This window comes from Paraburkholderia sp. Cpub6, from assembly GCF_014201065.1.
Taxonomy (GTDB): domain Bacteria; phylum Pseudomonadota; class Gammaproteobacteria; order Burkholderiales; family Burkholderiaceae; genus Paraburkholderia; species Paraburkholderia tuberum.
Genome location: NZ_JACHDM010000001.1, coordinates 1,052,846 through 1,077,654, shown reverse-complemented (window position 1 = coordinate 1,077,654; position 24,809 = coordinate 1,052,846). Strand labels below are relative to the sequence as shown.

At 66.4% G+C, this 24,809-nt stretch carries 24 protein-coding genes and 5 pseudogenes; 6 read left to right on the top strand and 23 right to left on the bottom strand.

From position 1 onward, the window contains the following. Positions 1 to 209, bottom strand: a pseudogene (locus tag HDG33_RS04745) (IS256 family transposase); the annotation flags it as partial. A 40-nt stretch (positions 210 to 249) separates the two neighbouring features. Beyond that, a complete protein-coding gene (locus HDG33_RS04740) occupies positions 250 to 702 on the bottom strand; it encodes a response regulator (protein WP_311548186.1) in 453 nt (150 codons plus the stop codon). Positions 703 to 1,035: 333 nt separating this feature from the next. Here HDG33_RS04740 and HDG33_RS04735 point away from each other — a divergent pair, with 333 nt between their 5' ends. Continuing rightward, complete coding sequence (locus HDG33_RS04735) at positions 1,036 to 1,728, top strand: NnrU family protein (RefSeq protein ID WP_184022801.1); 693 nt, start codon at positions 1,036 to 1,038, stop codon at positions 1,726 to 1,728. A gap of 250 nt (positions 1,729 to 1,978) precedes the next feature. Here the strand turns inward: HDG33_RS04735 and HDG33_RS04730 are convergent, their stop codons facing one another. The 5 genes from HDG33_RS04730 to HDG33_RS04710 form a co-directional block, all read right to left on the bottom strand. Next, positions 1,979 to 3,295, bottom strand: a complete 1,317-nt coding sequence (locus tag HDG33_RS04730) for an HlyD family efflux transporter periplasmic adaptor subunit (RefSeq protein ID WP_184022800.1) — start codon at positions 3,293 to 3,295, stop codon at positions 1,979 to 1,981. A gap of 34 nt (positions 3,296 to 3,329) precedes the next feature. Then, positions 3,330 to 4,850: an efflux transporter outer membrane subunit gene (locus HDG33_RS04725; protein WP_184022799.1), complete on the bottom strand. Its 1,521-nt coding sequence runs from the start codon at positions 4,848 to 4,850 to the stop codon at positions 3,330 to 3,332. 55 nt (positions 4,851 to 4,905) lie between these two features. Beyond that, positions 4,906 to 5,343, bottom strand: a complete 438-nt coding sequence (locus HDG33_RS04720; RefSeq protein ID WP_184022849.1) for a MarR family winged helix-turn-helix transcriptional regulator — start codon at positions 5,341 to 5,343, stop codon at positions 4,906 to 4,908. A gap of 106 nt (positions 5,344 to 5,449) precedes the next feature. Continuing rightward, complete coding sequence (locus HDG33_RS04715) at positions 5,450 to 7,012, bottom strand: DHA2 family efflux MFS transporter permease subunit (RefSeq protein WP_184022798.1); 1,563 nt, start codon at positions 7,010 to 7,012, stop codon at positions 5,450 to 5,452. Positions 7,013 to 7,096: 84 nt separating this feature from the next. Beyond that, entirely contained in the window at positions 7,097 to 7,534 is a 438-nt protein-coding gene (locus HDG33_RS04710) for a MarR family winged helix-turn-helix transcriptional regulator (protein WP_184022797.1), read from the bottom strand. Between the two features lie 195 nt (positions 7,535 to 7,729). On the opposite strand from HDG33_RS04710, the gene HDG33_RS04705 reads away from it, so the two are divergent. Next, the gene (locus HDG33_RS04705) at positions 7,730 to 8,152 is read left to right on the top strand and encodes a VOC family protein (protein WP_090805131.1); all 423 of its coding nucleotides are present in this window, start codon (positions 7,730 to 7,732) and stop codon (positions 8,150 to 8,152) included. Between the two features lie 200 nt (positions 8,153 to 8,352). Beyond that, a pseudogene (locus HDG33_RS38010) lies at positions 8,353 to 8,484 on the top strand (SDR family NAD(P)-dependent oxidoreductase); the annotation flags it as partial. On the opposite strand, the pseudogene HDG33_RS04695 reads toward HDG33_RS38010, so the two are convergent. The 3 genes and pseudogenes from HDG33_RS04695 to HDG33_RS04685 all read right to left on the bottom strand — a co-directional run. Next, positions 8,464 to 9,327, bottom strand: a pseudogene (locus HDG33_RS04695) (LysR substrate-binding domain-containing protein); the annotation flags it as partial. The pseudogenes HDG33_RS38010 and HDG33_RS04695 overlap by 21 nt on opposite strands. Positions 9,328 to 9,490: 163 nt before the next feature. Then, on the bottom strand, positions 9,491 to 10,591 hold the full coding sequence (locus tag HDG33_RS04690) for a nitronate monooxygenase family protein (protein WP_184022796.1): 1,101 nt from the start codon (positions 10,589 to 10,591) through the stop codon (positions 9,491 to 9,493). 58 nt (positions 10,592 to 10,649) lie between these two features. Next, positions 10,650 to 11,452, bottom strand: a pseudogene (locus tag HDG33_RS04685) (MFS transporter); the annotation flags it as partial. Here HDG33_RS04685 and HDG33_RS04680 point away from each other — a divergent pair. Continuing rightward, positions 11,343 to 11,726, top strand: a pseudogene (locus tag HDG33_RS04680) (MBL fold metallo-hydrolase RNA specificity domain-containing protein); the annotation flags it as partial. The pseudogenes HDG33_RS04685 and HDG33_RS04680 sit on opposite strands and share 110 nt — an antisense overlap. A gap of 72 nt (positions 11,727 to 11,798) precedes the next feature. Here HDG33_RS04680 and HDG33_RS04675 read toward each other — a convergent pair. The 5 genes from HDG33_RS04675 to chrA form a co-directional block, all read right to left on the bottom strand. After that, on the bottom strand, positions 11,799 to 12,491 hold the full coding sequence (locus tag HDG33_RS04675; protein ID WP_184022795.1) for a BON domain-containing protein: 693 nt from the start codon (positions 12,489 to 12,491) through the stop codon (positions 11,799 to 11,801). Positions 12,492 to 12,539: 48 nt separating this feature from the next. Continuing rightward, a complete protein-coding gene (locus HDG33_RS04670) occupies positions 12,540 to 12,974 on the bottom strand; it encodes an Hsp20/alpha crystallin family protein (protein ID WP_184022794.1) in 435 nt (144 codons plus the stop codon). A gap of 130 nt (positions 12,975 to 13,104) precedes the next feature. After that, on the bottom strand, positions 13,105 to 13,380 hold the full coding sequence (locus HDG33_RS04665; protein ID WP_184022848.1) for a DUF1488 domain-containing protein: 276 nt from the start codon (positions 13,378 to 13,380) through the stop codon (positions 13,105 to 13,107). 170 nt (positions 13,381 to 13,550) lie between these two features. After that, on the bottom strand, positions 13,551 to 14,405 hold the full coding sequence (locus tag HDG33_RS04660; RefSeq protein WP_184022793.1) for a potassium channel family protein: 855 nt from the start codon (positions 14,403 to 14,405) through the stop codon (positions 13,551 to 13,553). A 156-nt stretch (positions 14,406 to 14,561) separates the two neighbouring features. Further along, a complete protein-coding gene (gene chrA / locus HDG33_RS04655; protein ID WP_184022792.1) occupies positions 14,562 to 15,803 on the bottom strand; it encodes a chromate efflux transporter in 1,242 nt (413 codons plus the stop codon). 359 nt (positions 15,804 to 16,162) lie between these two features. On the opposite strand from chrA, the gene acs reads away from it, so the two are divergent. Both acs and HDG33_RS04645 read left to right on the top strand, forming a co-directional pair. Beyond that, a complete protein-coding gene (acs, locus tag HDG33_RS04650; RefSeq protein ID WP_260330320.1) occupies positions 16,163 to 18,061 on the top strand; it encodes an acetate--CoA ligase in 1,899 nt (632 codons plus the stop codon). Positions 18,062 to 18,092: 31 nt separating this feature from the next. Further along, entirely contained in the window at positions 18,093 to 18,704 is a 612-nt protein-coding gene (locus tag HDG33_RS04645; protein ID WP_184022790.1) for an acetate uptake transporter, read from the top strand. A gap of 244 nt (positions 18,705 to 18,948) precedes the next feature. Here HDG33_RS04645 and HDG33_RS04640 read toward each other — a convergent pair whose 3' ends face one another. Genes HDG33_RS04640 through atpD form a run of 8 tightly spaced genes read right to left on the bottom strand, consistent with a single transcriptional unit; the run spans position 18,949 to position 24,764 of the window. Then, the gene (locus HDG33_RS04640) at positions 18,949 to 20,517 is read right to left on the bottom strand and encodes a F0F1 ATP synthase subunit alpha (protein ID WP_184022847.1); all 1,569 of its coding nucleotides are present in this window, start codon (positions 20,515 to 20,517) and stop codon (positions 18,949 to 18,951) included. Then, on the bottom strand, positions 20,501 to 21,259 hold the full coding sequence (locus HDG33_RS04635; protein WP_184022789.1) for a F0F1 ATP synthase subunit B: 759 nt from the start codon (positions 21,257 to 21,259) through the stop codon (positions 20,501 to 20,503). Before HDG33_RS04635 ends, HDG33_RS04640 begins: the two co-directional genes overlap by 17 nt. A gap of 8 nt (positions 21,260 to 21,267) precedes the next feature. Next, complete coding sequence (locus tag HDG33_RS04630) at positions 21,268 to 21,513, bottom strand: F0F1 ATP synthase subunit C (RefSeq protein ID WP_090805166.1); 246 nt, start codon at positions 21,511 to 21,513, stop codon at positions 21,268 to 21,270. Further along, positions 21,510 to 22,208 (bottom strand): F0F1 ATP synthase subunit A, encoded by a 699-nt coding sequence (locus HDG33_RS04625; RefSeq protein WP_184022788.1) that lies wholly within the window; start codon positions 22,206 to 22,208, stop codon positions 21,510 to 21,512. Before HDG33_RS04625 ends, HDG33_RS04630 begins: the two co-directional genes overlap by 4 nt. Next, the gene (locus HDG33_RS04620) at positions 22,205 to 22,498 is read right to left on the bottom strand and encodes an ATP synthase subunit I (protein WP_311540827.1); all 294 of its coding nucleotides are present in this window, start codon (positions 22,496 to 22,498) and stop codon (positions 22,205 to 22,207) included. Before HDG33_RS04620 ends, HDG33_RS04625 begins: the two co-directional genes overlap by 4 nt. After that, on the bottom strand, positions 22,491 to 22,844 hold the full coding sequence (locus HDG33_RS04615) for an AtpZ/AtpI family protein (RefSeq protein ID WP_409258965.1): 354 nt from the start codon (positions 22,842 to 22,844) through the stop codon (positions 22,491 to 22,493). The genes HDG33_RS04620 and HDG33_RS04615 overlap by 8 nt, the downstream gene beginning before the upstream one ends. Then, positions 22,841 to 23,272, bottom strand: a complete 432-nt coding sequence (locus tag HDG33_RS04610) for a F0F1 ATP synthase subunit epsilon (protein ID WP_184022787.1) — start codon at positions 23,270 to 23,272, stop codon at positions 22,841 to 22,843. The genes HDG33_RS04615 and HDG33_RS04610 overlap by 4 nt, the downstream gene beginning before the upstream one ends. A gap of 13 nt (positions 23,273 to 23,285) precedes the next feature. Then, positions 23,286 to 24,764, bottom strand: coding sequence for a F0F1 ATP synthase subunit beta (gene atpD, locus HDG33_RS04605; RefSeq protein WP_409258964.1), 1,479 nt, complete (start codon positions 24,762 to 24,764; stop codon positions 23,286 to 23,288). Positions 24,765 to 24,809 lie beyond the last annotated feature (45 nt).

Here is a 24,809-nt window from a genome sequence, read left to right as displayed (position 1 = left end):
TTGGTCACCGTTTCGCTCTTGCCATGGCCCAGGTGCTCGGACATCTCCGTCTCTAACGCACGCTCCACCAGCATCTTGGTAAGCTGCTTGAGCAGGCCGTTCTCGCCTATCAGGTCTTCCGGCTTCTGGTAATTCGCCAGCAGGCTGTCTGCCAGCTTGACGAGTTCAGGATCGGGTTTCTCTCTTTTATTGCGTTTCGCTACGGTCATTGATGCTCCTGTTGCTGGCAGTCTCCTGCCAAATGACCGTTTACACAAAACTTTTTACACCCTCCATTCCTTCGACAGCATCAGTCCCTGACGTTCGCGCATGCGAAATGTCGAGCCTGCCTGCGGTGTCACTTGCGGGGCGTTTGCCGGCCTCCTTGATCAGCCGCCTCACCGTCGCATCCATGGTGCCAAGCAGGACGGGTTTCAGCAGGACCTCGTCGATTCCGACCTTCTTGCATCGCGAACGCTCTTCCGCACCCACTTGCGCAGTAATGGCGATGATCGGCACCGTCGCGCTTTGGTCGCGCAGACACCGCGCGAGCGCGTACCCGTCCATCCCTGGCATATTGATGTCGGTCATCACAAGATCATAGTGGCGCTCATTGAAGCGCCGCACTGCCGCCCCGCCACTATCGGCGATATCGGCCTCGTATCCCAGCGTAGCAAGTTGCGCGGCGATCAACTCCCGATTTGCGATCTGATCGTCGGCCACAAGAATGTGGGGGCGTTGACGCTATGCAGACTACGAGCCTCGCCTCTCGACATTTGCCGATCCTGAACCCCTCGACGGATGCGATTGTTCTGGTTGGCAAGACGGTTGTTCACTTCGACGCGCCGGGGATGGTTGGCGGCCCATTGCCCCGCTTGCGCAGTCGATGCGATGGCGAGTGTCCCGGCCATTGCGACGACGACACTGCCAATCAAGGTTTTGCGGCGCGCGGCAATCGAAACTCGCGAAGCGATCGCTGCATTCGTTGTGGCGCGCGAAGTAGTATTCTCGCAATGCACGCGGTCGACCGATCATCTGACTTGAGGAGCCGGGCCAATGGAAAGCATCGACACACTCGTCGTGGCGGCATTCGCTTTTGTCGCCAGCCACTTTCTCCTGTCCCATCCGCTGCGGGCGGGTATGGTCCGGGCAATCGGCGAACGGGGTGCCATGGGCGTCTATTCGCTGATTGCGATACTGACGTTCGGCTGGATGGTCATGGCTTACGACAGGACGCCCGTCTCCGATCCGCTATGGCCGGCAGGCAACGCGCTGTGGGCAGTTGTGACCGTGCTCATGCTGATCGCGTCGATCCTTCTGATGGGCTCCCTGATCCGCAACCCGGCGTTGCCCACCGGCGGCCGTCCGATCGCGTTTCCCGACGCGGCGCGCGGCGTGTACGCAGTGACCCGTCACCCGATGATGTGGTCGTTCGCGCTTTGGGGACTGTGCCATATCGCCGTGTTCCCGGTCACCCGGAACATCGTGCTTGCCGGGGCGATCATCATCCTCGCGCTGGTCGGTGCCGCGCTACAGGACCGCAAGAAACGGCGGCTGCAACCCGATCTGTGGCCCGCATGGGAATCGAAGACGAGCTATCTGCCGTTCGCGGCGATCGCCGCCGGCCGCGCGCGGCTGGGCGGGTTCGGCATGCACGCGCTGGTGGGCGGCGTCGTTTTCTGGCTCGTCGCGACCTGGGCGCATATCCCGCTCTCCGGTTGGCCAGCGGGCATCTGGCGCTGGCTCTAGCCGCACGGTTCCACGAGATCTGTTCTCGTGGCGCAAGACTCTTTGCCCACGTGATCGTCGTCATCGCCGAAATCCTGCCCGCCTGATCGACGCGCGCCACGCGTGACGCATGCCCTTCCGGCTTCGCGGCGCGGGCCTCGAAACGGTACCGGCGGCCTTGGCCGAGGACGAGGCGGCGCTCGGTCGTTGAGCCCCGCCTCGGTAACCTGCCGCTTCACGCTGTGTCGCGACAGGCCGCGCTTGACGCGCTTCAACCCGCATTTGCCTTGTGCTCGTGCGACGCCACGCGTTGCGATTGCGATTGCGATTGCGATTGGGGTTGCGCGGCCATCGCGCGCGAAACCATTTCGTTTTGCTTGATGATCTTGTCGATCGCGGCGTCGGCCTGCGCATCGTAGTGCGCGAAAACATCGGTGCGATAGCGCGTGTTCTGCGCCGCGCCCAACTGCGAACCGGATTCGTCGCGCGTGTCGGCGTCGACCGCCATCGACAGGCCGATACGCAGCGGATGCGCGGCCAGCTCGGCCGGGTCGAGCGCGATGCGAACCGGCAGCCGCTGCACGATCTTGATCCAGTTGCCGGTGGCGTTCTGCGCCGGCAGCGTCGCGAACGCGCTGCCGGTGCCGGCCGAAAAGCCCTCGATACGCCCGTGATATCGCGCGCCTCTACCGTACACGTCCGATGTCAGCGTGACCGGCTGGCCAATCCGCATGTGCTTGAGCTGCACTTCCTTGAAGTTCGCGTCGACCCATACGCCGTCGAGCGGCACGATCGCCATCAGCGGCGTGCCGGGCGCGACCCGCTGGCCAACCTGAACCCGGCGCTGCGCGACGTAGCCGGTCACCGGCGCCGGCAAGGTATCGCGCGCATAGGCGAGCCACGCGGTCCGCACTTTCGCGGCGGCGGCCTGCACGTCCGGATGCTGCTCGACCGTGGTGCGATCGGTCAGCGCATGGTTGGCTTCACCCTGCTGGCGCGCGGCTTCGAGCGCGGCCTGTGCGACGCTGACCGCGTCGCGGGCGTGTGCGATGTCCTCGGCGGACACGGCGCCCGTGTCCGCGACGGCCTCGCGGCGGTGCAGGTCGTCGCGGGCGCGGCCCAGATCGGCTTCGCGCTGAGCGACGTTCGCCGCGTAGAAGTCGTTGTTGACATACAGGCCGCTCACGCGTCGCACGGTCTGGCCGAGTTGCGCTTCGGCATCGGCAAGCGCCAGTTTTGCATCGGCCGGATCGAGCGTGACGACAGGGTCGCCCTGCTTCACGATCTGCGTGTCGTCGGTGTTGACGGCGATCACCGTGCCGGTGACCTGCGGCGTCAGTTGCACGAGATTGCCGCTGACGTACGCGTCGTCGGTCACTTCGTGATATCGGCCCTCGGTCAGGTAGTACCCGCCGTAGGCCGCGCCCGCGAGCACGACCGCAGCGCCGAGCAGCGCGATCAGGCGTTTGCGGCGTGCCGGCGGCGTGGCCTTGTTGTCGTCTTGGGGCGCGGCAGGCGCTTGCCCGCCGGTCTTCTGTTCGTCTTCCCGATCCGCCAGTTCGCGGTCGGTCGTGATCGAATCGCTCATTGCAGTTCTCCTGATAGGTTTTCCGACCTGCCGTTCAACGTGCGGCAACCGCGGCATTGGCTTGACGGGTCGGGACGGCGGCGACGTCCGCGTGATGGTCGGTGCTGGCCGACGTATCGACGTAGCCGCCGCCTAACGCCGACGCGAGCTCGATCTGCTGGTCGCGGCGGTTCATCTTCAGATTGGCGATCGCCTCGTCGGCGTTCAGCGCGGTGACGTCGGCGTTGAGTACGGTCAGCTGGTTGGTGAGGCCGGCCTTGTATTGCGTGGTCGCCAGTCGATCGGCATCGCTCGCGGCCTGCTGCGCGGCCTGCGCATCGCCGAGCTGCGCGTCGCTCGAGCGGATCTGCGCGATCTGCGTGGCCACGCCGCTCAGCGCGCCGATCAGCGTCTGGTTGTAGGTCGCCACCGCATAGTCGAACTCGGCGTAGCGGCCCTTCAACTGCGCGCGCAACTCACCCCCATCGAAGATCGGCAGATGGATCGCCGAGCCCACCGAGGCCGTGCGACTCGCGGCGCTCAAAAGGCGGCCGAAGCCGAACGCGTCGAAACCGATCGCGGCGCTCAGGTTGATGTCGGGATAGAACTCGGCCTTCGCTTCCTTCACCTCGTGCGTGATCGCGTCGACGCGCCAGCGCGCCGCGACGATGTCGGGCCGGCGGCCCAGCAGATCGGCCGGCAGGTTGTCCGGCAGACGTACGTCGTCGCCGACGCCGAGCGTCGGCCGCGTGATCGCGAGTCCCCGGTCGGGACCCTTGCCAAGCAGCGCCGCCAGTTGATACCGGGTGGTCAGGATGCTGCCGTCGAGCGCGCTGACGCGGGCACGGCTCGTGGACAGATTCGCCTCGGCCGTCTTGCGCTCCACTTCGGTATCGAGGCCGTTTGCGATGCGGCTCGCGGTGATGCGGTCGATCTGCTCGCGCCGCGCGACTTCCTGCTGCGCGATGTCGCGCAATGCGTAGAGCCGCGCCAGCTCGTTGTAAGTGCGGGCGATCGAGGTGTCGAGCGTGAGCCTGACGACTTCCACGTCGGCCTCGCTCGCGGACGCCTCCGAGACAGCCGCGCGCAGCGCCTCGCGGTTCTTGCCCCACAGGTCGAGATCGTAGGAAGCGCTCAGCAGCCCCTTGTTCTCCGTCTGCCATGAGCCGGCGTACGGCGGCGGAATCAACGCGGTGCTGCTGTACTGCTGGCGCGTCAGCGTGTACGACGCATCGACGCGCGGCAGCGTGTTCGCCTTCGCCGTTTCGCTATAGGCTTGCGCCTGCTCGACTCGCGCGCGCGCCTGGTCGAGCGTCGGGCTACCTTGCAGTGCCTCGGCGATCAATGCTTTCAGTTGCGCGTCGCCGAACTGGTCGACCCAGTCGGCGGACGGCCAGTGCCCCTGCTCTTGCGGGAGGCTCCGGGACGTTTCCAACTGTCGTGGTTGATCGATCTGCTTGTCGCTGTGGATGCCCGCATAGTTTGCACATGCCGCCAGCACTGCGAAGGAGATCACCGAAACACCGAGCTTCAGCGAACGGGCGACGGTGTTTGCCCTGGAAGTCTGCGTTTTCATTTTCTGACAAATCAGATTAATGGGTGAAAAAAAGCGCGGCACACGGCCGCGCCGCTCAATCGCCTGTGAACTTGCGAAGCAGGCGGTCCAGCTCGGCAAACTCGGCTTTCGTGAATTTGCGCAAGCGGGCGTTCAACACATGCGGTGCGACTTCCGGAATCCGCGCGGAGGTTTTCTGCCCCTCGGCAGTCAACGTCAGATTGACCACGCGGCGATCTTGCGGGTCGCGGGATCGTTTCAGCAGCCCCTTGGATTCCAGCTTGTCCAGCATTCGTGTCATCAGGCCGGTATCGATTCCGAGCAGCTTCGACAGCTCGAAAGGCGTACTTGCCACACCCTGCTTCAGCGAAAGCAGGATGCCCATTTGCTGGCCGTTGATGTCGAGGTCCTTGAGTGCCGCGTCCATCTCCGCGACGACAACGTTGCGGGCCTTGACGAGCCTGAAGCCGATACTCTCGGTAAGCATGAAGTTCTTCGTCGTGTAATGGTCCATGGCGGTGTCCTCCTCGTTGATTTGAACAATATCTGCATTATCAGATAATGTCAAGAAGAGGATGGTCTGTTTCATTTCCCGTCCGAACCGGGTTGCCAAATTGGATTCAATGTCCGCCGGCGGCTACCGCGCCCGCTGCACCACCCTTGGCCGGCTTCGTCACCCAGATCAGCGGGATGATGACGACAAAGATCACCGCCGAGATCCAGAAGATGTCGTTCAGGCCGAGCATCGTCGCCTGCGCGTTCAGCGAGGCTTCGTAAAACGCCGTGGCCTTGGGAACGCCCGCGTCCAGCGCCGCCTGCAAGTGCGCGATCGCGCCGGTAAAGCCAGGATCGTCCACACTCGTTTGCTCGGCAAGGCGCGCATGGTGCAGGATCGTACGGTCGTTCCATGCGGTGCTCATCAGCGACGTGCCCACCGCTCCCGCGAAAATGCGCACGAAGTTGGACAGACCCGCCGCCGCCGGAATCTCCTCCGGCTTCAGACCCGACAGGATGATCGCGGTGAGCGGCGTGAAGAACAGCGCGGTTGGAATGCCTTGCAGCAGCGTTGGCAACACCAGTGTCCAGGCGTCGACGCCGGTCGTGTAGTTCGAGCGCATGAAGAACACACCGGCGAATCCGACGAACGCAAGCGTGGCAAGCACCCGCATGTCCGAACGCGGCATGATCTTGCCCATCACCGGGGCGAGGATCACGGCAAAAATGCCGAGCGGCGCGGTCACGAGCCCCGCGTCCACCGCCCGGTAGCCGAGAAAGCCCTGAATCCACTGCGGCAGGATCACGAGATTGGCGAAGAAGATGGCATAGGCGACCGAAATCGCAATCGTGCCGCCGAGAAAGTTACGTCTGGCGAAAAGTCGCAGGTTGACGATCGGTTTTTCCTCGGTCAATTCCCAGATCAGGAAGAACAGGAAGCTGACCACGGCGACGATCGTCAGCACCCAGATCACCGGCGAGCTGAACCAGTCGAGGTCGCGGCCCTTGTCGAGCATGATCTGCAGCGGCGCGACCCATGCGATCAGCGAGATCAGTCCGACCTTGTCGATCGGAAGTTTGCGGGCCGGGGTCTCGCGGTCGCGGTAGATCGCCCAGATCGCGCCGGCGGCAAACAGGCCGACCGGCACGTTGATGTAGAAAATCCACGACCAGCTGTAGCTGTCGGTGATCCAGCCGCCCAGCGCCGGGCCCGCGATCGGTCCGACCGTCGCCGTCATGGCCCACAGCGCCAGCGCGTTCGAACTTTTTTCCTTCGGAAACGACGCGAGCAGCATGGCCTGCGACAACGGCACCAGCGGCCCCGCCACCGCGCCCTGCACGACGCGGGCGGCGAGCAGCACCATCAGGTTCGGAGCGAGGCCGCACGCCGCCGATGACAGCACGAACAGCAGGATCGCCCAGACGAACAGCCTGACCTGGCCGATGCGCTGCGTGAGCCACCCTGTCAACGGAATCGACACCGCGTTGGCCGCGGCAAACAGCGTGATGACCCATGTGCCTTCGTCGATCGACACACCGAGGTTGCCGGAGAGCGTAGGAATCGCGACGTTGGCGATCGACGAATCCAGCACATTCATGAAAGTGGCGAGCGCCACCGCAAACGTGCCGAGTGCAAATTTTGCGCCAGTCAGCTGGGCCGGCGCGCCCGGGTTGGTCGATGGATTCATGTCACGCCCTCGTCTCGGTTCGAAGCGCCCGTCAGCGGCGGGCGATTATCTGCAATGTCAGATAAATGATTAAAAAAAGCCGCCTCAGCGGTCGAGCAGTCTTGAAAGAAGCAGGCACAACGCGTCGAAATCGGACTTCGAGAAATGCGAAAGCCGCTCGCTCCATGCTCCCTGGACAACCCGTGTATTGCGGGCGGCGACGGCCTGCCCTTCCCGCGTCAACGACACATCCACGAGGCGACGATCCCTGCCGTTGCGGGCGCGCTCGATCAATCCGCTGTTTTCGAGCTTGTCCAGCAAGCGGGTCATCCGGGCCGGATGGACACCCGCCAATTTCGACAGTGCGGCCGGTGTTTTCACGCTGCCGCGCGCCAGCGTGAGCAGAACGCCGCGCTCCTGCAGATTCAGTCCTGCATCCGCGAGCCCCGCCCTGAGTTCGCTTGCAATCAGCTGACGCGCCTGACCCAGCACGGACGCCAGCTTCTGCGTGCGCTCAAAGTCTTCGTTGATCGAGTCATCCATCGATCGCCTCCTCGATATCTGACTTCAATATATTTGACTATGCAGATTTATGCAAGCGGATTTCCTCGCCGTATGCACTACATGGTGTAAAAACTGAATTGAACCACCGGCGAATATCGCCGCGATTCCTTGGAGCTAAATTCTTTCCGGCACGGATTCGGGCGCTGCTCGCTCTCCCTTCAGGAGGACGGAACGATGACTGACAAACCGCTTACGCTGGGTATCGATCACGTCGGACTCACCGTCCGCGATCTGAACCTCACACGCGACTTCTTCGTGAAGTGTCTGGGCTGGCAGCAGGTGGGAGAAAGGCCTGCCTATCCGGCTGCGTTCGTGTCGGACGGACACGTCGTAGTGACGCTCTGGCAGGTCACCGATTCAAGCCGCCTCGTCGAATTCGATCGCAAGGTCCATGTCGGACTGCATCATCTTGCGCTGCGCGTGGGCAGCGAGGAAGCACTGCAGGACATCTTCGCACGCGTGTCCGCCTGGCCGGGCGTCAAAGTCGAATTCGCGCCCGAAGACCTCGGTGGCGGGCCCAAACGCCACACGATGGTGTACGAGCCGGGCGGCATCAGACTCGAGTTCGATCACGACCCACGAACGCAGGCATCGTGAACGCGAATGCGCGCGACAGACCGGCCGACACCAACAGGACCACTGCCGCTACGCGCCGTCACTCACCGCTTGTTCCTGCGGCTCACAACTGTTTGTCCGCGCCTTGTGTGCAAAAGCGGAGCACGACCGCATAAATTAGTAGCCATCGGAGCCAACAGTCCGATCACAGATTGCTGATCCAACTTACTTCGAGGTTCACTATGAGTCAGTCTCCCAAAGTCATCGTGGTCACCGGCGCATCGCAAGGCATCGGCGCCGAAACCGTCAAGGCATTTCGCAAGCTCGGCCATAACGTGGTCGCGACATCGCGCGGCATCAAGCCGTCTGACGAACGGATAAAGCAGGATGAATGGCCGCGTGCGTCCGCCCGCTTCGCGCAACACTTCCAAGAGCCGACCTTCGCGCAGGTCGTCCTCCACGACGAAGCGATACGTCTGAAACAGGCCCGCGCCGGCACGCGCGAGCGTCACGCCGGCGAGCGCGTCGCCCGACGTCCCATAGCTGCCCTGCGTCAGCACGTCGCCATCTTCAGGCGAACCCTCGAAGGTCCAGGCGAGATGGCGCCCGCTGCTCGGCAGTTCGAACTGGATGCACTCGTGCGCCCGCAGGTCCTCGACGGTTTTCGGTACGCCCGCGCGCTTCAGATAGGCGGGCGCCGCCACTACGACCATTTCCGCGTCTTCGAGCTTGCGCGCGACGAGGTTTGAATCGGCCGGCGCGCGTCCACGTATCGCGAGATCGAAACCTTGTTCCGCAAAGTCGATGTTGCGATTGCTCAGGTGCATCTCGACCTGGACTTGCGGATAGCGCTCGCGAAACGCCGGCAGCAGCGGCAACACGCGATAGTGCCCATACGGCGTCGGCATGCTGATGCGCAGCACGCCGGCCGGCGTGGTCTGCTCGCCCGTCACTTCGCGCTCGGCGTCCATCAGTTGCGACAGGGCTTGCCGGCACTGCTCGAAGTAGCGCCGCCCCGCGTCGGTCAGACGGATCTGGCGCGTAGTGCGCACGAACAGGTGCACGCCGAGCCGTTCCTCGAGCCGCGCCACCGAGCGGCTCACCGCCGCCGGTGTGACACTCGCGGCGTTGGCCGCCAGCGTGAAGCTACCCAGCTTCGCCGCGAGGCAGAAGAGTTCGATGCTGCCCAGCAGGAGATCGTCGAATTTGCGTTGCATGCCTGTCCGCCTTTGTTTTGTTGGCTTGAGAACCCGTCGATCGCGGTCGCGCTGGACCGAATGCATGGGTGCGGAACTGAGGCTGGATAATCCGCCATCGGCCCGCGCATGCCCCACGCGTGCCGATGTGTTCCATCTGTCCGATGGTATTGAAGCTGGACTGCTAGTTCCACACCGATTGCAGCCGCTCGATACTTTCTCGCGTTTCGCGTTCCAGTTGCGCCATCAGTTCGCCGGCCGGCAACGAACGCGCAAGCGGCGCGGCCTGGCCCGCCCATTGCGCGCCGTAGCCGAATTCACCCTTGGCCTTGGCGGCTGCATTGAGCGCCTTGCCCGCGTCATAGGTGATTGGATAGGACGGCGTGCGCGGGGCTTGCGGGTCCTCGCCGAGCGCGGTGAAGCGATTGACGATGCTGCGCGCGAGCCGCCCCGAAATGGCCGACGTGAACGTCGTCGAGCGCGCCGCATCGCTGAGCAGCGCGCGGCGATAGCCGTCGTCGATCGAGGTTTCCGGGCACGCGACGAACGCCGTGCCCAATTGCGCAGCCTGCGCGCCCAGCGCGAGCGCGGCCGCGATGCCGGCGCCGTCCATGATGCCGCCCGCCGCGATCACGGGCAGGTCGAACTCGCTCGCGAGCAGGCGCGTCAGCGCGAACGTGCCGAGGCGTTCGTCGCGCCCGGTCGTGTCGAACACGCCGCGATGACCGCCCGCTTCGATGCCCTGCGCGACGATCGCATCGACACCCGCCTCGACGGCCGCCGCCGCTTCGTCGAGATTGGTCGCGCTCGCCAGCAAACGGATGCCCGCGTGCTTCAGTTGCGCGATCACCGCATCGGGCGGCAAGCCGAAATGGAAGCTCACGACGGCCGGCTTCTCCGCGAGCAGCATCGCCTGCATCGCGGTGTCGGCGACGAAGCTCGTGTATATCTCGCAGAGCGCTTGCGGCGGCGTCGCGCCGTATTGCCGGAACACCGGTTCGAGCCAGTCGAGCCATGCACGCTCGACGGCCGCATCGGGTGTCGCCGGGCGATGGCAGAACACGTTGACGTTGAAAGGCTTCGTCGTTAGCTCGCGAGTCTGTTGGATCGCGCGGCGCGCGTTCTCAGCGTTCATCGCGGCAACGCCGAGCGAGCCGAGACCGCCCGCGTTCGACACCGCGGCGGCCAGCGCCGGCGTGGTGACGCCGGCCATGGGCGCCTGAATGATCGGCTTGTGGATGCCGAGCGTGCGCAGTAACGCGCGATTGTCCGCTTGAATGCTCATGTTCCCTTCCCACCGGATGCGTTAAAAGATTCGATGTGCCTGCCGGCTTGCCTGCCTGTCAGGCCCCAGCGCGGCGGTGCGCCCAGCGCGCGAGGCCGCCGCAAGCGATCAGCAGCGCGCCGGTCACGAAGAACACCGCGTGCAGCCCAAGATGAACGCCGATCACACCGCCGATCACGGGTCCCGCCACGTGGCCGCTGAATTGCGCCGATTGCAGATAACCGAGCATGCGGCCGGTCCTGCTTTCATCCACCGATTGCCGATCGAGGGCAACAGGCCCGCGAGCGTCATACCCATCAGCACGCGCAAAGCCGCGAGCTGCCACCAGTGCGTGACGAAGGCTTGCGGCACCATCGCCAGCCCCGTGAGCACGAGGCAGGCAACGATCACGTGCCAGCTCCCGAACCGGTCGGCCAGCGCGCCGAGGCGCGCGGCCGTCAGCATGCTCCCGAGCGCCGAGCATGCCATAACCACGCCGGCCACGCGCGCAAGATGCGCGGCATCCACGCCAAGGCCGCCGATATACACGGTGATGATCTGCTCGATCGACATGTTGGCGAGCAGCACCATCATCGCGGTCACGAGCAGCGCGGCCACCACCGCGTAATTGGCGCGTCGAGCGGGCGCGCCGGGGGTGCCGCGCGCGTGAGCTTTCGCGTCGCTGTCCGGGTGAAACTCTTCCTTCACCACGAAGATGGTGAGCAGCGCCGCCGCCGCGATCATCGCGCCGCCCGCGAAGAACGTGCCGCGAATGCCGATCCAGTCTGGCAGCACGCCGCCGACGAGCGGCCCGACCAGACTGCCCGCGAGCGCGCCCGTCGAAAGTATGCCGAGCGCCCAACCCGCGCGCTCGCGCGGCGCGGCGCTGGCGGCCCACGAGCCGTCGATCAAACTGTTCGGTGAATATGTGCGGGTGCGCGCGAACGTCGAATCGATCTCGTCGCCGTCGGCGCATGCCGATTACCACGAGTTGCTGACCTGGCTATCGAGTCTGACCGATGCGCCCGTCCACACGTTCGTCACGCATGGCGAGCCCGCCGCGGCCGCTGCGATGCGGCGGCACATCGTCGAGACGCTCGGCTGGTCCTGCGAGGTGCCCGTCTACGGGCAAAGCGTCGAACTCGGGCAGCTTTGAGCCGGTCATCCCGTGACGTAAGCGCGTGCAACGGCCGGACGGGATCGTCGGTCGCGAGAGGGAGCGTGCCCGCTATCGTTCGACTGGGACACCGTTGGGTTCGCGTGGGACGCTCGCATCGACAACGAGATCGTCGACCACCGCGCAGACGCCAGGCGCGCTCCACGCGACGCCACGCGCGACCTTGCGTTCCGCGTAGGAGCCCACCTTGCCCGTCAGCGTGACGGTGCCGTCCTTCACGTCGACGCCAATGTGCCTCACTTCGCGCTCGGCGCGCCGCCGCATCGCCTCTTCAATGTTCCTGCTGATCTCTTGCGACGCAACCTTGCGGCGCACCTCGATTGCGTTGGTCAGGCCGCGGACGCCGCGCATCTGGCCGACCGCGCGCGCGACGACGTGGCGCTGGTAGGCCCAGTCGACCGTGCCCGTCAGCGTGACCCAGCCTTTTTCCACCTGGATCTTGACCGCATCGTTGGGCACGGCGACGCTCCAGTACAGAATCGCGTGGACCGCGCCCGCCACGTCCTCGTCGCTGTGTTGGTCCGGCTTCGGCAGGCGGACCTGCATGTCCACCGCGACCGCCTTCACACCCGCCACGCGCTGCGCGGCCTTTTCGGCGGCAAGTTTCTCGGCAAAGCTCGGCGGATGGCCCGACAGCGTGACGACGCCGTTGGTCACCTCCACGCCGATATCCGTCGCGGTGACCGCGGGGTCCCACTCGAGCTCTGCCTCGACTTCCAGCTTCAGTTGCCTGTCGGTTTTCATCAGATGTCTCCTCGCGGCGCGCCCGTGACAGCGCGCCATCCTCGCGTGTCAGTCGATGGTCAGCCGCTTGCGATCGCCCGACGCCTTTTTCGGCAAGCTGAGCGACAGCACGCCATCCCTGTACTCGGCTTTCGCGTTCGCCTCGTCGACCTCGCCGCCGAGCGCGAACGAGCGGCTGAAGGTGCCGGCGTAGCGCTCGCGGCGGATCACCCGCTCGCCTTCCTTTTCCTCCTGGTTGCGCTCGACCTTCGCGTTGATCGAAACGACGCTCCCGTCGATCTGCACGTCGATGTCTTTCTTGTCCACGCCGGGCAGTTCGGCTTTGACCGAATAAGCCCCTTCGCTTTCCGTCACGTCGATCTTCATCGACGCGAGTTCGGTATCCTGGGTCGTCAGCATCGAGCGCATCGGCCGGAAGAAACCTTGAAACAGCTCCGACACAGGGTCCAGCGAAAGGGGATCAAAACGCGTCAGATTGCTCATTGCACTCTCCTTGATAAGCAGGCCGCGAGCGGGCCCGATCGACCGGGCCGAGCCAGGCTCGCCCTGTCCTCAGCGTAACCGGGCGCGACGACGCGTCGTTGATCCACGTCAAGCGTGTCGGCCCGACCAGTCACGCGCAAAACCTGAAAAACCCGCTATGCAGCAGCACGGGCCTGGCGCCGAGCTCGTCGAGCAGACGCCGGGCGGCCTGTTCGATCTGGGAACGGTGCGCGAGGAACGCCTGGAGCAGATCGTCTTCCCGCAGCGAGCGCGCGCCGAAATGGTCTTCGAGCGCCTCGGCCGTGATCGCGCACTGCACGGGCCGATCGTCGACGAGCGCCGGAAACGCCAGCACCAGATCGCGGGCGCAGTATTCGGGCATGCAGGATGGAAAGGAAATGTGCATGGTGACGCCCCCACGGGCATGAAGTGCCGCATCGGCGGATGCGAGGTAGCGGACTCGCCGCGACGTCTCCAGCTTAATCACGCAATCCACGGCGGATTTGACGTGCGTCAAGGCGGAGTCCGCACGGTCCGCGCTGGCCCCCTTTGCCGCGGCCCTGTCAGCGCAAATGGTCATTCGTCCGTGCGCGTCATGGAACCCGCAGCGGCGTCGCCGCGTCGCGCGGCGGCGTCGAGCGTTTGCCGCAACGCCTTCAGTTCAGCGTGCAGGCGCACGATTTCATCGTTCAGATGCTTGATATCCCGATGCATCTCGCGTCGCAACGCCCTCTCTTCCTTGCCGATGAATGCCGCGGCGATGCTCGCGAAGACCAGCGACAACATGCCGTAGCCGAGCAGCACGACAAATGCCGCGAACACACGCGAGGCGGGCGTCGTCGGCGCGATGTCGCCATAGCCCACGGTCGCGCTGCTTTCGAACGCAAGCCACAGCCCTTCGGAGTACGAGTGCACGTGTGGATCGAGCCAGTAAAATCCGGCGCCGGCCATCGCGAGCACGAGCGCGCCGGCGAGCAGCAGCCACATCAACCGGTTCGGCGTGGCGAATTCGCGCAGCGACAGCACGATGCGCAACGCGACGACACCCATGAACGACAGCCGCAGCAGCCATTCGACGGGCTGCCACGGCGGCGTTCCGAAACCGGTGCTGAGCGCCGCGCCCAACGCGATGAGCAGGTCGAGCCAGTTGTTCGCGAGCAGCGTCTTCGGCCGTCTGCTCAGATGGGCCAGCCAGGTGAACGACAACGCGAAGCCGGCGAACATGCCGACGTATAGTGTCCGCGACAGGCTCAGCGCCAGCGGGGTGGGCACCGTCAGTTCGACGTAGAACGCGGGGATCGCGCAAAAGCTCAGCGCGCACAGCCCCCAGCGCAGGTGGCGCCATGCCCGCACGGCGCGCGGACCGTCGTGCGCGCTGGCACCGCCCAATCCGTAGCCGCCGAGGCCGTGGTCGATCATGTGGTCCGTCATCGCGCGAATGGCTTCCGGCCTGTCGGGTTTCGCGCGATACCGTCGTGGTGCCGCAAACGCACCGAGGCCGCGCGATCATCGTTGCAGGCTAACCGACCCGCGGCTGTCAGCCTTGATGCAGATCAGTGCTGGTGCAATGCGCGCGCGATCAGCCTGTCAGAACGGGTGCAGCACCGTTTGCGCGACGCCGGCCGCCACACACAGCACGACGACCGCAAACGGGGGCACCTTCCAGCGCAGCAACAGCAAAAAGCCGATGCACGCCACGGCGAAATCCGTCGCCGACAGGACCGCGCTCGTCCACACCGGCGAATAAAGCGCGGCGGCCAGCAGGCCGACCACTGCGGCATTGACGCCGGCAAGCGCCGCCGCCATCGCCGCACGCGCGCGCAGCGCCTGCCACCACGGCAATGCGGCGAGAACGAGCAGCAGACCCGGCAGAAAGATGCCCACTGTCGCCAGCAGTGCGCCGCTCCAGTGTCTGGGTGGCAGCGCCATCATCCAGCCGAGAAACGCCGCGAACGTGAACAGCGGTCCGGGTACGGCCTGGGCCGCGCCATAGCCGGCCAGGAAGTCGTTGGGCGCGACCCATCCGGTCGCGACGGTTGCCCGCTGCAACAACGGCAGCACCACGTGGCCGCCTCCGAACACGAGCGCGCCGGAGCGATAGAACGCATCGAATACGCGGATGCCTTGCGAGGTCCCGCTTGCCGCCCATAGCGGCAACGCGAACAGCAATGCGCAAAAGACCACTAGCGCGACGATGCCTGCCGTGCGCGACACCTGAAAATCGCCGGCCCGCGGAGGAATGGCGCGTGGCGCTTGCACCGCCGTGGTCCGGCACAGCGCGACACCGAGCACGGCGCCGGCGCCGATCACGATCAGTTGGGCGTAGACGGTGCCAGGCATACTGAGCAATCCGAGCGATGCGAGCGCGATCGCCGCGCGGCGGCGATCCGGACACAGACGCCGCGCCATGTCCCAGACAGCCTGCGCGACGACGGCCACCGCGACGAGCTTCAGGCCGTGAATCACGCCCATGCCGAGCGCGCCGCCCAGGTCCGGCGCGATCGCGGCAAAGGCCAGCATCACGAGTACCGACGGCAGCGTGAAGCCGCACCAGGCTGCTAGCCCCCCACCCCACCCGGCCCGCAGCAGCCCGATCGAAAACCCCGCCTGGCTGCTCGCGGGTCCCGGCAGAAATTGGCACAGGCCGATCAGGTCGGTGAAGGCTTCATCGTCGAGCCAGCGGCGCCGCTCGACAAACTCGCGCCGGAAGTAGCCGATGTGAGCGATCGGACCGCCGAAACTGGTCAGCCCGAGTTTCAGAAAGACGATGAAAACCTCGATCACGCGCGTGAGCCGTGAGCGGCGCGGCGACGACAAATCAGTATCCATGGATGTGCGGGTTCGAGCGCTGCCGATTTCGAGAGCCGGCGGGCAAGGCGCCGTCGACGGGCTTCGTGTTTGACGACGCACAGTATAGAGGCCTACGGCGCGACCACGCGCCGCACCCGCGCTTGATCTGGGTCAATCGTGCCCCTTGCTTCCCGCAACACACTGGTCGCGACATCCAGAGCACTGTTCGAGTCATGCGCGCAGCCGCGCCGCCGATCGTTGGATATCGGCAGTCGCGGTGTGCCCGTCCCATTTCACTCATTCAAGCCACCGAGGAGACTATGTCCACTGTCGCCATCAACCATCAAGCGCCGGAAACGGCCACCCCGCCGCTTCTGACGGACACGGCCATCGACGGCATGGCCGCCTACGAAGCGCTCGTCAACGAAGCGCGCAACGACCGGAACGGCTTCTGGGCGCGGCTCGCGCGCGAGCATCTGAGCTGGCACCGGCCCTTCACCAAGGTACTCGACGAATCGAACGCACCGTTCTTCAAATGGTTCGACGACGGTCTGTTGAACGCGTCGTACAACTGCCTCGATCGTCATCTGCACGACGGCAATGCCAACAAGTCCGCCATCATTTTCGAGGCCGACGACGGCAGCGTGACGACCATCACCTACCGGCAACTGCATGCGCGCGTGTGCCGCCTCGCGAACGCGCTGCGCGCGCGCGGCATCGCGTGTGGGGACCGCGTGATGATCTATCTGCCGATGTCGATCGAAGGCGTCGTCGCGATGCAGGCCTGCGCGCGCATCGGCGCGCTGCATTCGGTCGTGTTCGGCGGCTTCTCGGCGAAGTCGCTGCATGAACGGATGGTCGATGTCGGCGCCGTCGCCGTCATTACCGCCGACGAGCAGATGCGCGGCGGCAAGAACCTGCCGTTGAAATCCGTCGTCGACGAAGCGCTGAAAATGGCAGGCACCGGCGGCATCCATACCGTGATCGTCTATCGGCGCACGGGCGGCTCGATCCTGTGGGACGAACCGCGCGACTGCTGGCTGCACGAACTCGAAGCGGCCCAACCCGACACCTGCGAGCCCGAATGGGTCGGTGCCGAGCATCCGCTGTTCGTGCTGTACACGTCCGGTTCGACCGGCACGCCGAAGGGCGTGCAGCACAGCACGGCGGGCTATCTGCTGTGGGCCGCCGTCACGATGAAGTGGACCTTCGACCTCCGCGCGGACGACGTGTACTGGTGCACGGCCGACATCGGCTGGATCACGGGACACAGCTACATCTGCTACGGCCCGACCGCGGTCGGCGCGACCCAGGTGATTTTCGAGGGCGTGCCGACGTGGCCGGACGCGGGACGGTTCTGGGAGATGATCGCGCGGCACAAGGTCAGCATCTTCTATACGGCGCCCACCGCGATCCGCTCGCTAATCAAGGCCGCCGAGACGAACAGCGGCGTGCATCCGCGCCGCTTCGACCTCGACTCGTTGCGTTTGCTCGGCACCGTCGGCGAGCCGATCAATCCGAGCGCGTGGGAGTGGTTTGCGCGCGAAGTCGGTGGCGGGCGCTGTCCGGTGCTCGACACCTTCTGGCAAACCGAAACGGGCGGCCACATGATCACGCCGCTGCCGGGCGCAACACCGCTCGTCGCGGGATCGTGCACGTTGCCGCTGCCTGGCATCGAGGCGGCGATCGTCGACGAAACCGGTTGCGAGTTGCCGCACGGCCAGGCAGGTCTGCTGGTCATCAAGCAGCCGTGGCCGTCGATGCTGCGCACGATCTGGGGCAATCCGCAGCGGTTCCGCAGCGGCTACTACCCCGCGGACCTGGGCGGCCAACTTTATCTGGCGGGCGACGGCGCGATCCGCGATCCGCAGACCGGCTACTTCACGATCACCGGCCGCATCGATGACGTGCTGAACGTTTCGGGCCACCGCATGGGCACGATGGAAATCGAATCGGCGCTCGCCGCGCATCCGCTGGTAGCGGAAGCCGCGGTCGTCGGCCGGCCCGACGAGACCATCGGCGAAGCCATCGTCGCGTTCGTCGTGCTCAAGGGCTCGCGCCCGGAAGGCGCCGAAGCGAAGAAGATCGCCGATCAGCTGCGTGCATGGATCGGCAAGGAAATCGGGCCGATCGCCAAGCCGAAGGAAATCCGCTTCGGCGACAGCATGCCGAAGACGCGCTCCGGCAAGGTCGTACGGCGCCTGCTGCGTTCGGTCGCGAAGGGAGAAACGCTCGCGCAGGACATGTCCACCGTCGAAAACCCCGCCGTGCTGCAGCAGTTCGGCCACCACGAGTAAGCCCCCCCGGATCGATTCAGGAGACTTCACGATGAAACCCACCGCACCCAACCCCGCATCGCTCGGCCTTGCGGCTTTCGCGCTGACCACGTGGCTGCTCAGCATGATCAACGCCGGCTGGTTCAGCGGCGGCTCGCTCGGTCTCGTGCTCGCCGTCGCGTTCGCGTTCGGCGGCAGCATGCAGATCGTTGCCGGACTGATGGAGATTCCGCGCGGCAACACGTTCGGCGCCACCGCGTTTCTGAGCTATGGCGCGTTCTGGTGGTCGTTCGCGCTGTTTGCGTTGTTCCTGCACGAGCAAGTACCGGCCGCGTTCGTCGGCTGGTATCTGCTGTTGTGGGGCGTCTTCACGTTCTACATGTGGATCGCGACGTTCCGCTCGTCGCGCGCGCTGCAGGGCGTGTTCGTCGCGCTGTGGGTAACGTTCTTTCTGCTCGCGGCCGGCGAATGGTCCGGTTCGGCGACACTGCGGCACGCGGGAGGCTATGGCGGACTGCTGACCGCGCTGCTGGCGTTCTATCTGTCGGCGGCGGAGATCATCAACGAGTCGTTGGGCCGCACCGTGCTGCCGATCGGCGCGAAACCCGGGCTCGTCAAACTGGAAACGGTCGGCGCCGCGGTGGTGACGCGTTTTGCGGAGTGACTGATTGCGCGCATTCGGCGCTTCACCAAGCCCGTCGCGAATCCGACATGCGCGGCGGGTTTTGTCGTCTGGCCGTGCTCATTCAGGCGCGCAGTTCGCCCTCGATCGTGCAACGGGGCGCCATCCCATGCCCCCTGGCTTTGCCACGTCCCCGGGACGGATACCACTTGTGGCGCGTGCACGTCCCAGCACGATGCCGATCACCGTTTCGATCTGCCTCGCCGAAGCGGTACGGCTTTCGATCTCACCGAGCTTGCTGGTCATCGGGGTTTCCTGCCGCTTGCGTCGCGCCCGCGGGTTCGTGCGTTGCGCGCTCGACGAGCGCGCGAATGCGCCCGCTCAGACTGTCCCGCAGCGTGTCGTCGAGCGCGTTGCGCAGCCACGCCGCGGGGGCCGCGTCAGTGTGCACGTCGTCCGCCGTGCTGAGCTTGTCGCGCACCCACGTCGCCACCTCCGGCGCGACGCCGTCGAACACGCCAGCGGCGAGCGCCGCAAGCAACGCGATCTGATCGGCGACGCGCAACGCGTTGAAACGCGGCTGCGTGATCAGCGCGCGAATCCGCTTGCCCCGCTCGATCTGCGCGTTAACGCGTGCGTCCGCGAGACCGCCGAAGCGGCTGAACATCTCCAGTTCGAGAAACTGCGCGTAGTCGAGCCGCAAGCGGCCCGCGACGTCGCGCAGCGCCGCATGCTGCGCCTTGCCGCCGACGCGGCTCACGCTCAGGCCGACATCCACGGCGGGCCGCTGGTTCGCGGCGAACAGCGCGGCGTCGAGCACGATCTGTCCGTCCGTGATCGAGATCAGGTTGGTCGGAATGTAGGCCGACAGATTGCCGGCGTCGGTCTCGGCGATCGGCAGCGCGGTCAGCGAACCGCCGCCGAGCGCGGGCGACAGTTTCGCCGCGCGTTCCAACAGTCTCGCGTGCAGATAGAAAATATCACCGGGATACGCCTCGCGTCCGGGCGGCTCGCGCGTGAGCAGCGCGAGTTCGCGATGCGTCGCCGCGTGCTTGGTCAGGTCGTCGATCACGATCAACGCGTGCTGGCCGCGATCGCGAAAGAACTCGGCGATCGACACACCCGCGAACGGCGCGATCCATTGCAGTCCGGGCGGCGCGGCCGCCGACGCGACGACGAAGATGCAGCGCTCGAACGCACCATGTTCGCGCACGGCATCGATCACGCGCTGTACCGCCGTCGCGCGCTGCCCGACGGCGACATACACGCAGATCACCTCGCTGTGCTTCTGATTGACGATCGCCTCGACGGCGAGCGAGGTCTTGCCCGTCGCGCGATCGCCGATGATCAGTTCGCGCTGCCCTCGCCCGATCGCGAACAGCGCATCGACGACGAGCACGCCCGTCTGCAGCGGTTCACTGACGAAGTCGCGCTCGATGATCGCGGGCGCCGCGCGCTCTACAGGCAAACGCGTGGTGGTCCCCACCGCCTCGCCACCATCGAGCGGCCGGCCGAGCGGATCGACGACGCGGCCGAGCAGCGCGTCACCGACCGGCACGTCGAGCACGCTGCCGGTCCCCGCGACGCGCATGCCGGCCCGCACCGCGTCGCCGCTATCGAGCAGCACGACGCTCGCGCTCGCCGCGTCGAGCGAATGAATGAAGCCGCGCACGCCGCATTCGAGTTCGACGACCTCGTCGAGCGCGGCGTCGGGCAGACCCGACACGAACGCGATGCCATCGGCGATCTGTTCGATGCGGCCGATGCTCGCCGCCCGCGGTTCGAGCGCGACGCGCGCGAGCGCGGCGCGTTTGCGCGCGAGCCACGCGTCGGCGTTGTCAGCGCGCGTGGCCATCGTCGCGAAGCAGTTCACCGTGAATCTGGTCGAGCTGATCGCGCCAGCTATTGCGCACCACGGCGTGCGCCCCCGACAGTTCGAGCCCCGCAAGCAGCGTGCGGTCGATGTCGGTATCGAATTCGAGGCGCTGTGCGAAGGCGGCCGCGAGCGCCGTTTCGCACGCGGCGCGCTCGTCCGGCGTCAACGCGCGCGGCGCGCTAACACGCAGCGGCACGTCCCCGGCAAGCGCGGCGCGCGCGCCGGGCGACAACCGGCGCACGCCGTCCGCGAGTCCGTCGATGAACCCGGCGACGCGCAGGTCCTCGGGCGACCGGTCGAGCAACTGGTCGAGCAGCTTGCCCGCGATGTCGACGGCGAGCCGCGCGGCCGCCGCCGACGCGGCTTCGGCCTGGGCCGCACGCTCGCGCTGCCGGTCCGCGGCCGCCTGGGCGCGCAACCTCTCGGCCTCGTCGCGCGCGGCGTCGAGCAGCGCCGCGTGCTGTGTGCGCGCGTCGGCCTCGATCGTCGCGAACGCCTGCGCGCGCTGCGCGGCGAGTTGCTCCCGTTCGGCCCGCAGCGCCTCGCGTTCGGCCTGCGCCGCGAGCTTCGCGGCGTTCGCGTCGCCGGTCAGCGCATTCGCGCTCGCCTGTCGCTCCGCGATGATCTTCGCGACCGGACGGAACAGAAAGCGCGCGAGCAGCCAGACCAGAATCAGCGCGTTGAGCGTCTGCAGCGCGAGCGTCGACCAGTCGATTTTCATCGCGCGCCCTACTTGACGAACGGGTTGGCGAACAGCAACAGCAGCGCGACCACGAGGCAATAGATCGCCATCGTCTCGATCATCGCGAGCCCGACGAACAGCGTGCGCGACAGCGTGCCCGCCGCATCGGGCTGACGCGCGATCGCATCCATCGCGGCGGCGACCGCGCGGCCCTCGGCGAGCGCGGGCCCGATCGCGCCGAACGCCACGGCGAGCGCGGCGGCGGCGATGCTGACGATTTCGATGAGGTTCATGCAGGTCCTTTCTGATTGTCGTGAACGGCGGCGCGCGACTCGCCGACGGCGGCGCCGATGAATACCATCGCGAGCACCGCGAAAATGTAGGCCTGCACCGCGCCGGTCAGCAGATCGAGCGCCATCAACGGAATCGGCACGAGCAGCCCGGCCAGCGACAGCACGATGCCGACCACGAAGACGCCGCTCATCACGTTGCCGAACAGGCGCACCACCAGCGAAAACGTGCGCGTGATCTGCTCGACGACGTTCAGCGGAATCATCACCCAGGCCGGTTCGGCGAACGTCGCGAGATAGCCGCGCCAGCCGCGCGAGCGCACGCCGCACACGAGCGTCGCGGCGAGCACGACGAGCGCGAGCGCGGCATCCGTTTCCAGGTGCGCGGTGGGCGGCTCGACGCCCGGAATCAGCGACGACCAGTTCGCGATCAGCACGAACAGGAACAACGTGCCGATCAGCGCGCGATACGGCGCGGGCTCGGTCTGCATCGTGTCGCGGATTTGCGTATCGAGCGTGCCGACCAGCAGTTCGAGCACGGTCTGCGCGCGCGACGGCATGATGGACAGCTTGCGCGTGAGCCACAGCGAGACGACCGTCATGACCGCCATGATCACCCACGTGACGACCACGGGCGTGGTGATCACGAGCGGACCGAGGCGTACGAGCGGCTCGGTGACGAGCGGCGAATGAATCACGACGTCGCTCGCCGCATGCCGAGCGCAACACCGCGCGCCCACAGGAAACCGCCGATGCCGCCGAGCAACGCGAACGCGCCCGCTTTCGCCAGCAGGACGAATAAAGCGGCCGTCAGCGCGAGCCGCGCCAGTTGCAGCGCGAAGGCGCGCAGCACGCGTCCTCGCGCGAAGTACGCGACGTTCCAGCGCAGCGTCGCGAAGTGCAGCGCACCGCTCAGCAAGCCGACCGCCATTCCCGTGGCGGCAAGCGCGAGCGTGTCGGTGAAATGAAACGTGGTGGCGTCAATCACGATCTCTCCTTTGCTGTCGATGCATCCAGCGCCATGCGGACCATAGGCCGATGCCCGCGCCGATCATCAGAAGCGGCGCCGCAAAAAACACCCGCGTACCGGCGATGCGGTCGAGCCAGCGCCCGAGCGCGAGGCAAAGCAGGATCGGCAGCACGATCGTCCAGCCGAGAATGCCGATCTGGCCGAGTCGCGCGCCCAGCGACGGCTCCGGATTCGCGCGCCCGGTCCGCTCGCGGCTCGCCGCGCGCTGCGCGGCTTGCGCGACGCGATCAGCGGGTTTGCCTGGTTCGTCGCGTTTGCCATCCGTTTTCCCGTTTGCCTTGCCGGCAGCAGGCCGCATCGTCATCCCGGTTCTCCACGTGTGGCTTGCGGGCGCAGATAGCGCAGCATCTGGCGCACGGCCTGCGCGTGCAGACGCGTCTGCTCCACGCGCGCGCGCCGCATCGCGTCGAGCTGCGCGGCACGCGCGCGGCGCACGTCGGCTTCAAGCGCTTCGAGCGAGTCGCCCTGCACCGCTTCACGGCACGCAAGCGAGACGGCCGTGCCGCGCGACACGATCAGCACGCCGCCATCGACCGCGCAGTAATGCTCGCCGCCATCCGCCGTGCGCCAGCGCACCACCGATGCGCTCAATAGCGTGACCATGTCCGCATGCCCCACGCGCACGCCAAAAGCACCGCTTTCATCCTCGGCGCGCAACGACACGACCGGCAAGCCGTCGACCATGACGCGCGCCGGTGTCGCGATCGTCAGAGACAGGCCATGCTGGGGCATCGCACACTCCTCGTCACGCCGCGACGGCGCTCGCGGCCGTCGACCTGCCGCGGGCTTCGTTGTCGCGCGCCTCGTCCAGCGCGCCGACCATGTACAGCGATCGCTCCTGCCAGTCGTCGCACTCCCCGGCGAGAATCGCCTTGCAGCCGACGATCGTCTCGGCGAGCGCGACCGTTCTGCCGGGCTGTCCGGAGAACGCCTCGGTAACTGCGAAGGGTTGCGTCAGAAAGCGCTGCAGACGGCGCGCGCGCTGCACGGCGCGCCGGTCGTCGATGCCGAGTTCCTCGATACCGAGCAACGCGATCACGTCCTGCAGCTCACGCTGATGTTCGAGTAGGCGTCGCACCTCGTTGGCGACCGCCGCGTGCTCCGCGCCGACCACGAGCGGATCGAGCAGGATCGACGACGAGGCGAGCGGATCGATCGCCGGATACATGCCCTCGGCGGCGAGTGCGCGCGACAGCACGATCATGCTGTCGACGTGCGAGGCGATCGTCGTCACGGCGGGGTCGGTGAAGTCGTCGGCGGGGACGTAGACGGCCTCGATCGCCGTGACCGCCGCGTTGCCCACCGACACGATCCGCTCCTGCAACGCCGCCACCTCGCTCGCGAGCGTCGGCTGATAGCCGACCCGCGACGGCATGCGCCCGAGCAGCCCCGATACTTCCGCCCCCGCCTGCACGAAGCGAAACACGTTGTCCATCAGCAGCAGCACGTTCTGGCCGCGCTCGTCGCGAAAGTACTCGGCGATCGTCAGCGCGGTGAGCGGCACCCGCCAGCGCGCGCCAGGCGGTTCGTTCATCTGTCCGTAGACGAGCACGGCGCGCGGCAGCACACCCGAGCCGCGCATGTCCGACAGCATTTCGTGTCCCTCGCGGGATCGCTCGCCGACGCCGGCGAACACCGACATGCCGCCGTAGCGCGTGGCCATCGCGTGAATCAGCTCCATCACGAGCACCGTCTTGCCGACGCCCGCGCCGCCGAACATCGCCGCCTTGCCGCCATGCGCGAGCGGCGTCAGCAGGTCGACGATCTTGATGCCGGTCTCAAACAGCCGCGTGGCGCCGCGCTGCGCCGCGAGCGGCGGCGCGGCGCGATGGATCGGCCTGCGTTCCACGGTCTCGGGCGCGGGCGCGCCGCCGTCGCGCATCACACCGGCGACGTCGAGCAGTCTGCCGAGCACCGCGTCGCCGACCGGCACCTCGATGGGGCCCGCGCCGACCCGCACGGCGGCGCCGCGCGCGAGGCCCGCGGTGGCCTGCAACGCCAGCGCACGAACCGTGCGCTCGCTGGTATGCGCCTGCGCTTCCGCGAGGATCGAGGTCCCGTCCGGCCGCGTGATCCACAGCGCGGTATCGACCGGCGGCAGTTCGTGCGTGTCGAACTCGACATCGACGACCGCGCCGCGCACGGTGCTCACGCGCCCGCTTGCGGCGACCGTAGTCGTAGGCGGCGCGGTGTTTTGACGGGCTGCGCTCTCTGCAATTGGCACGTGGCGCTCCAACGATCAGTTGCAAACCCCTTCACGCTGACGAAA

What these genes read in the sequence shown, in the direction of transcription:
- HDG33_RS04735 (WP_184022801.1), top strand. Translation starts at nt 1,036, where the DNA reads ATGGAAAGCATCGACACACTCGTCGTGGCGGCATTCGCTTTTGTCGCC.
- HDG33_RS04730 (WP_184022800.1), bottom strand. Translation starts at nt 3,295, where the DNA reads ATGAGCGATTCGATCACGACCGACCGCGAACTGGCGGATCGGGAAGAC.
- HDG33_RS04725 (WP_184022799.1), bottom strand. Translation starts at nt 4,850, where the DNA reads ATGAAAACGCAGACTTCCAGGGCAAACACCGTCGCCCGTTCGCTGAAG.
- HDG33_RS04720 (WP_184022849.1), bottom strand. Translation starts at nt 5,343, where the DNA reads ATGGACCATTACACGACGAAGAACTTCATGCTTACCGAGAGTATCGGC.
- HDG33_RS04715 (WP_184022798.1), bottom strand. Translation starts at nt 7,012, where the DNA reads ATGAATCCATCGACCAACCCGGGCGCGCCGGCCCAGCTGACTGGCGCA.
- HDG33_RS04710 (WP_184022797.1), bottom strand. Translation starts at nt 7,534, where the DNA reads ATGGATGACTCGATCAACGAAGACTTTGAGCGCACGCAGAAGCTGGCG.
- HDG33_RS04705 (WP_090805131.1), top strand. Translation starts at nt 7,730, where the DNA reads ATGACTGACAAACCGCTTACGCTGGGTATCGATCACGTCGGACTCACC.
- HDG33_RS04690 (WP_184022796.1), bottom strand. Translation starts at nt 10,591, where the DNA reads ATGAGCATTCAAGCGGACAATCGCGCGTTACTGCGCACGCTCGGCATC.
- HDG33_RS04675 (WP_184022795.1), bottom strand. Translation starts at nt 12,491, where the DNA reads ATGAAAACCGACAGGCAACTGAAGCTGGAAGTCGAGGCAGAGCTCGAG.
- HDG33_RS04670 (WP_184022794.1), bottom strand. Translation starts at nt 12,974, where the DNA reads ATGAGCAATCTGACGCGTTTTGATCCCCTTTCGCTGGACCCTGTGTCG.
- HDG33_RS04665 (WP_184022848.1), bottom strand. Translation starts at nt 13,380, where the DNA reads ATGCACATTTCCTTTCCATCCTGCATGCCCGAATACTGCGCCCGCGAT.
- HDG33_RS04660 (WP_184022793.1), bottom strand. Translation starts at nt 14,405, where the DNA reads ATGACGGACCACATGATCGACCACGGCCTCGGCGGCTACGGATTGGGC.
- chrA (WP_184022792.1), bottom strand. Translation starts at nt 15,803, where the DNA reads ATGGATACTGATTTGTCGTCGCCGCGCCGCTCACGGCTCACGCGCGTG.
- acs (WP_260330320.1), top strand. Translation starts at nt 16,163, where the DNA reads ATGGCCGCCTACGAAGCGCTCGTCAACGAAGCGCGCAACGACCGGAAC.
- HDG33_RS04645 (WP_184022790.1), top strand. Translation starts at nt 18,093, where the DNA reads ATGAAACCCACCGCACCCAACCCCGCATCGCTCGGCCTTGCGGCTTTC.
- HDG33_RS04640 (WP_184022847.1), bottom strand. Translation starts at nt 20,517, where the DNA reads ATGGCCACGCGCGCTGACAACGCCGACGCGTGGCTCGCGCGCAAACGC.
- HDG33_RS04635 (WP_184022789.1), bottom strand. Translation starts at nt 21,259, where the DNA reads ATGAAAATCGACTGGTCGACGCTCGCGCTGCAGACGCTCAACGCGCTG.
- HDG33_RS04630 (WP_090805166.1), bottom strand. Translation starts at nt 21,513, where the DNA reads ATGAACCTCATCGAAATCGTCAGCATCGCCGCCGCCGCGCTCGCCGTG.
- HDG33_RS04615 (WP_409258965.1), bottom strand. Translation starts at nt 22,844, where the DNA reads ATGACGATGCGGCCTGCTGCCGGCAAGGCAAACGGGAAAACGGATGGC.
- HDG33_RS04610 (WP_184022787.1), bottom strand. Translation starts at nt 23,272, where the DNA reads ATGCCCCAGCATGGCCTGTCTCTGACGATCGCGACACCGGCGCGCGTC.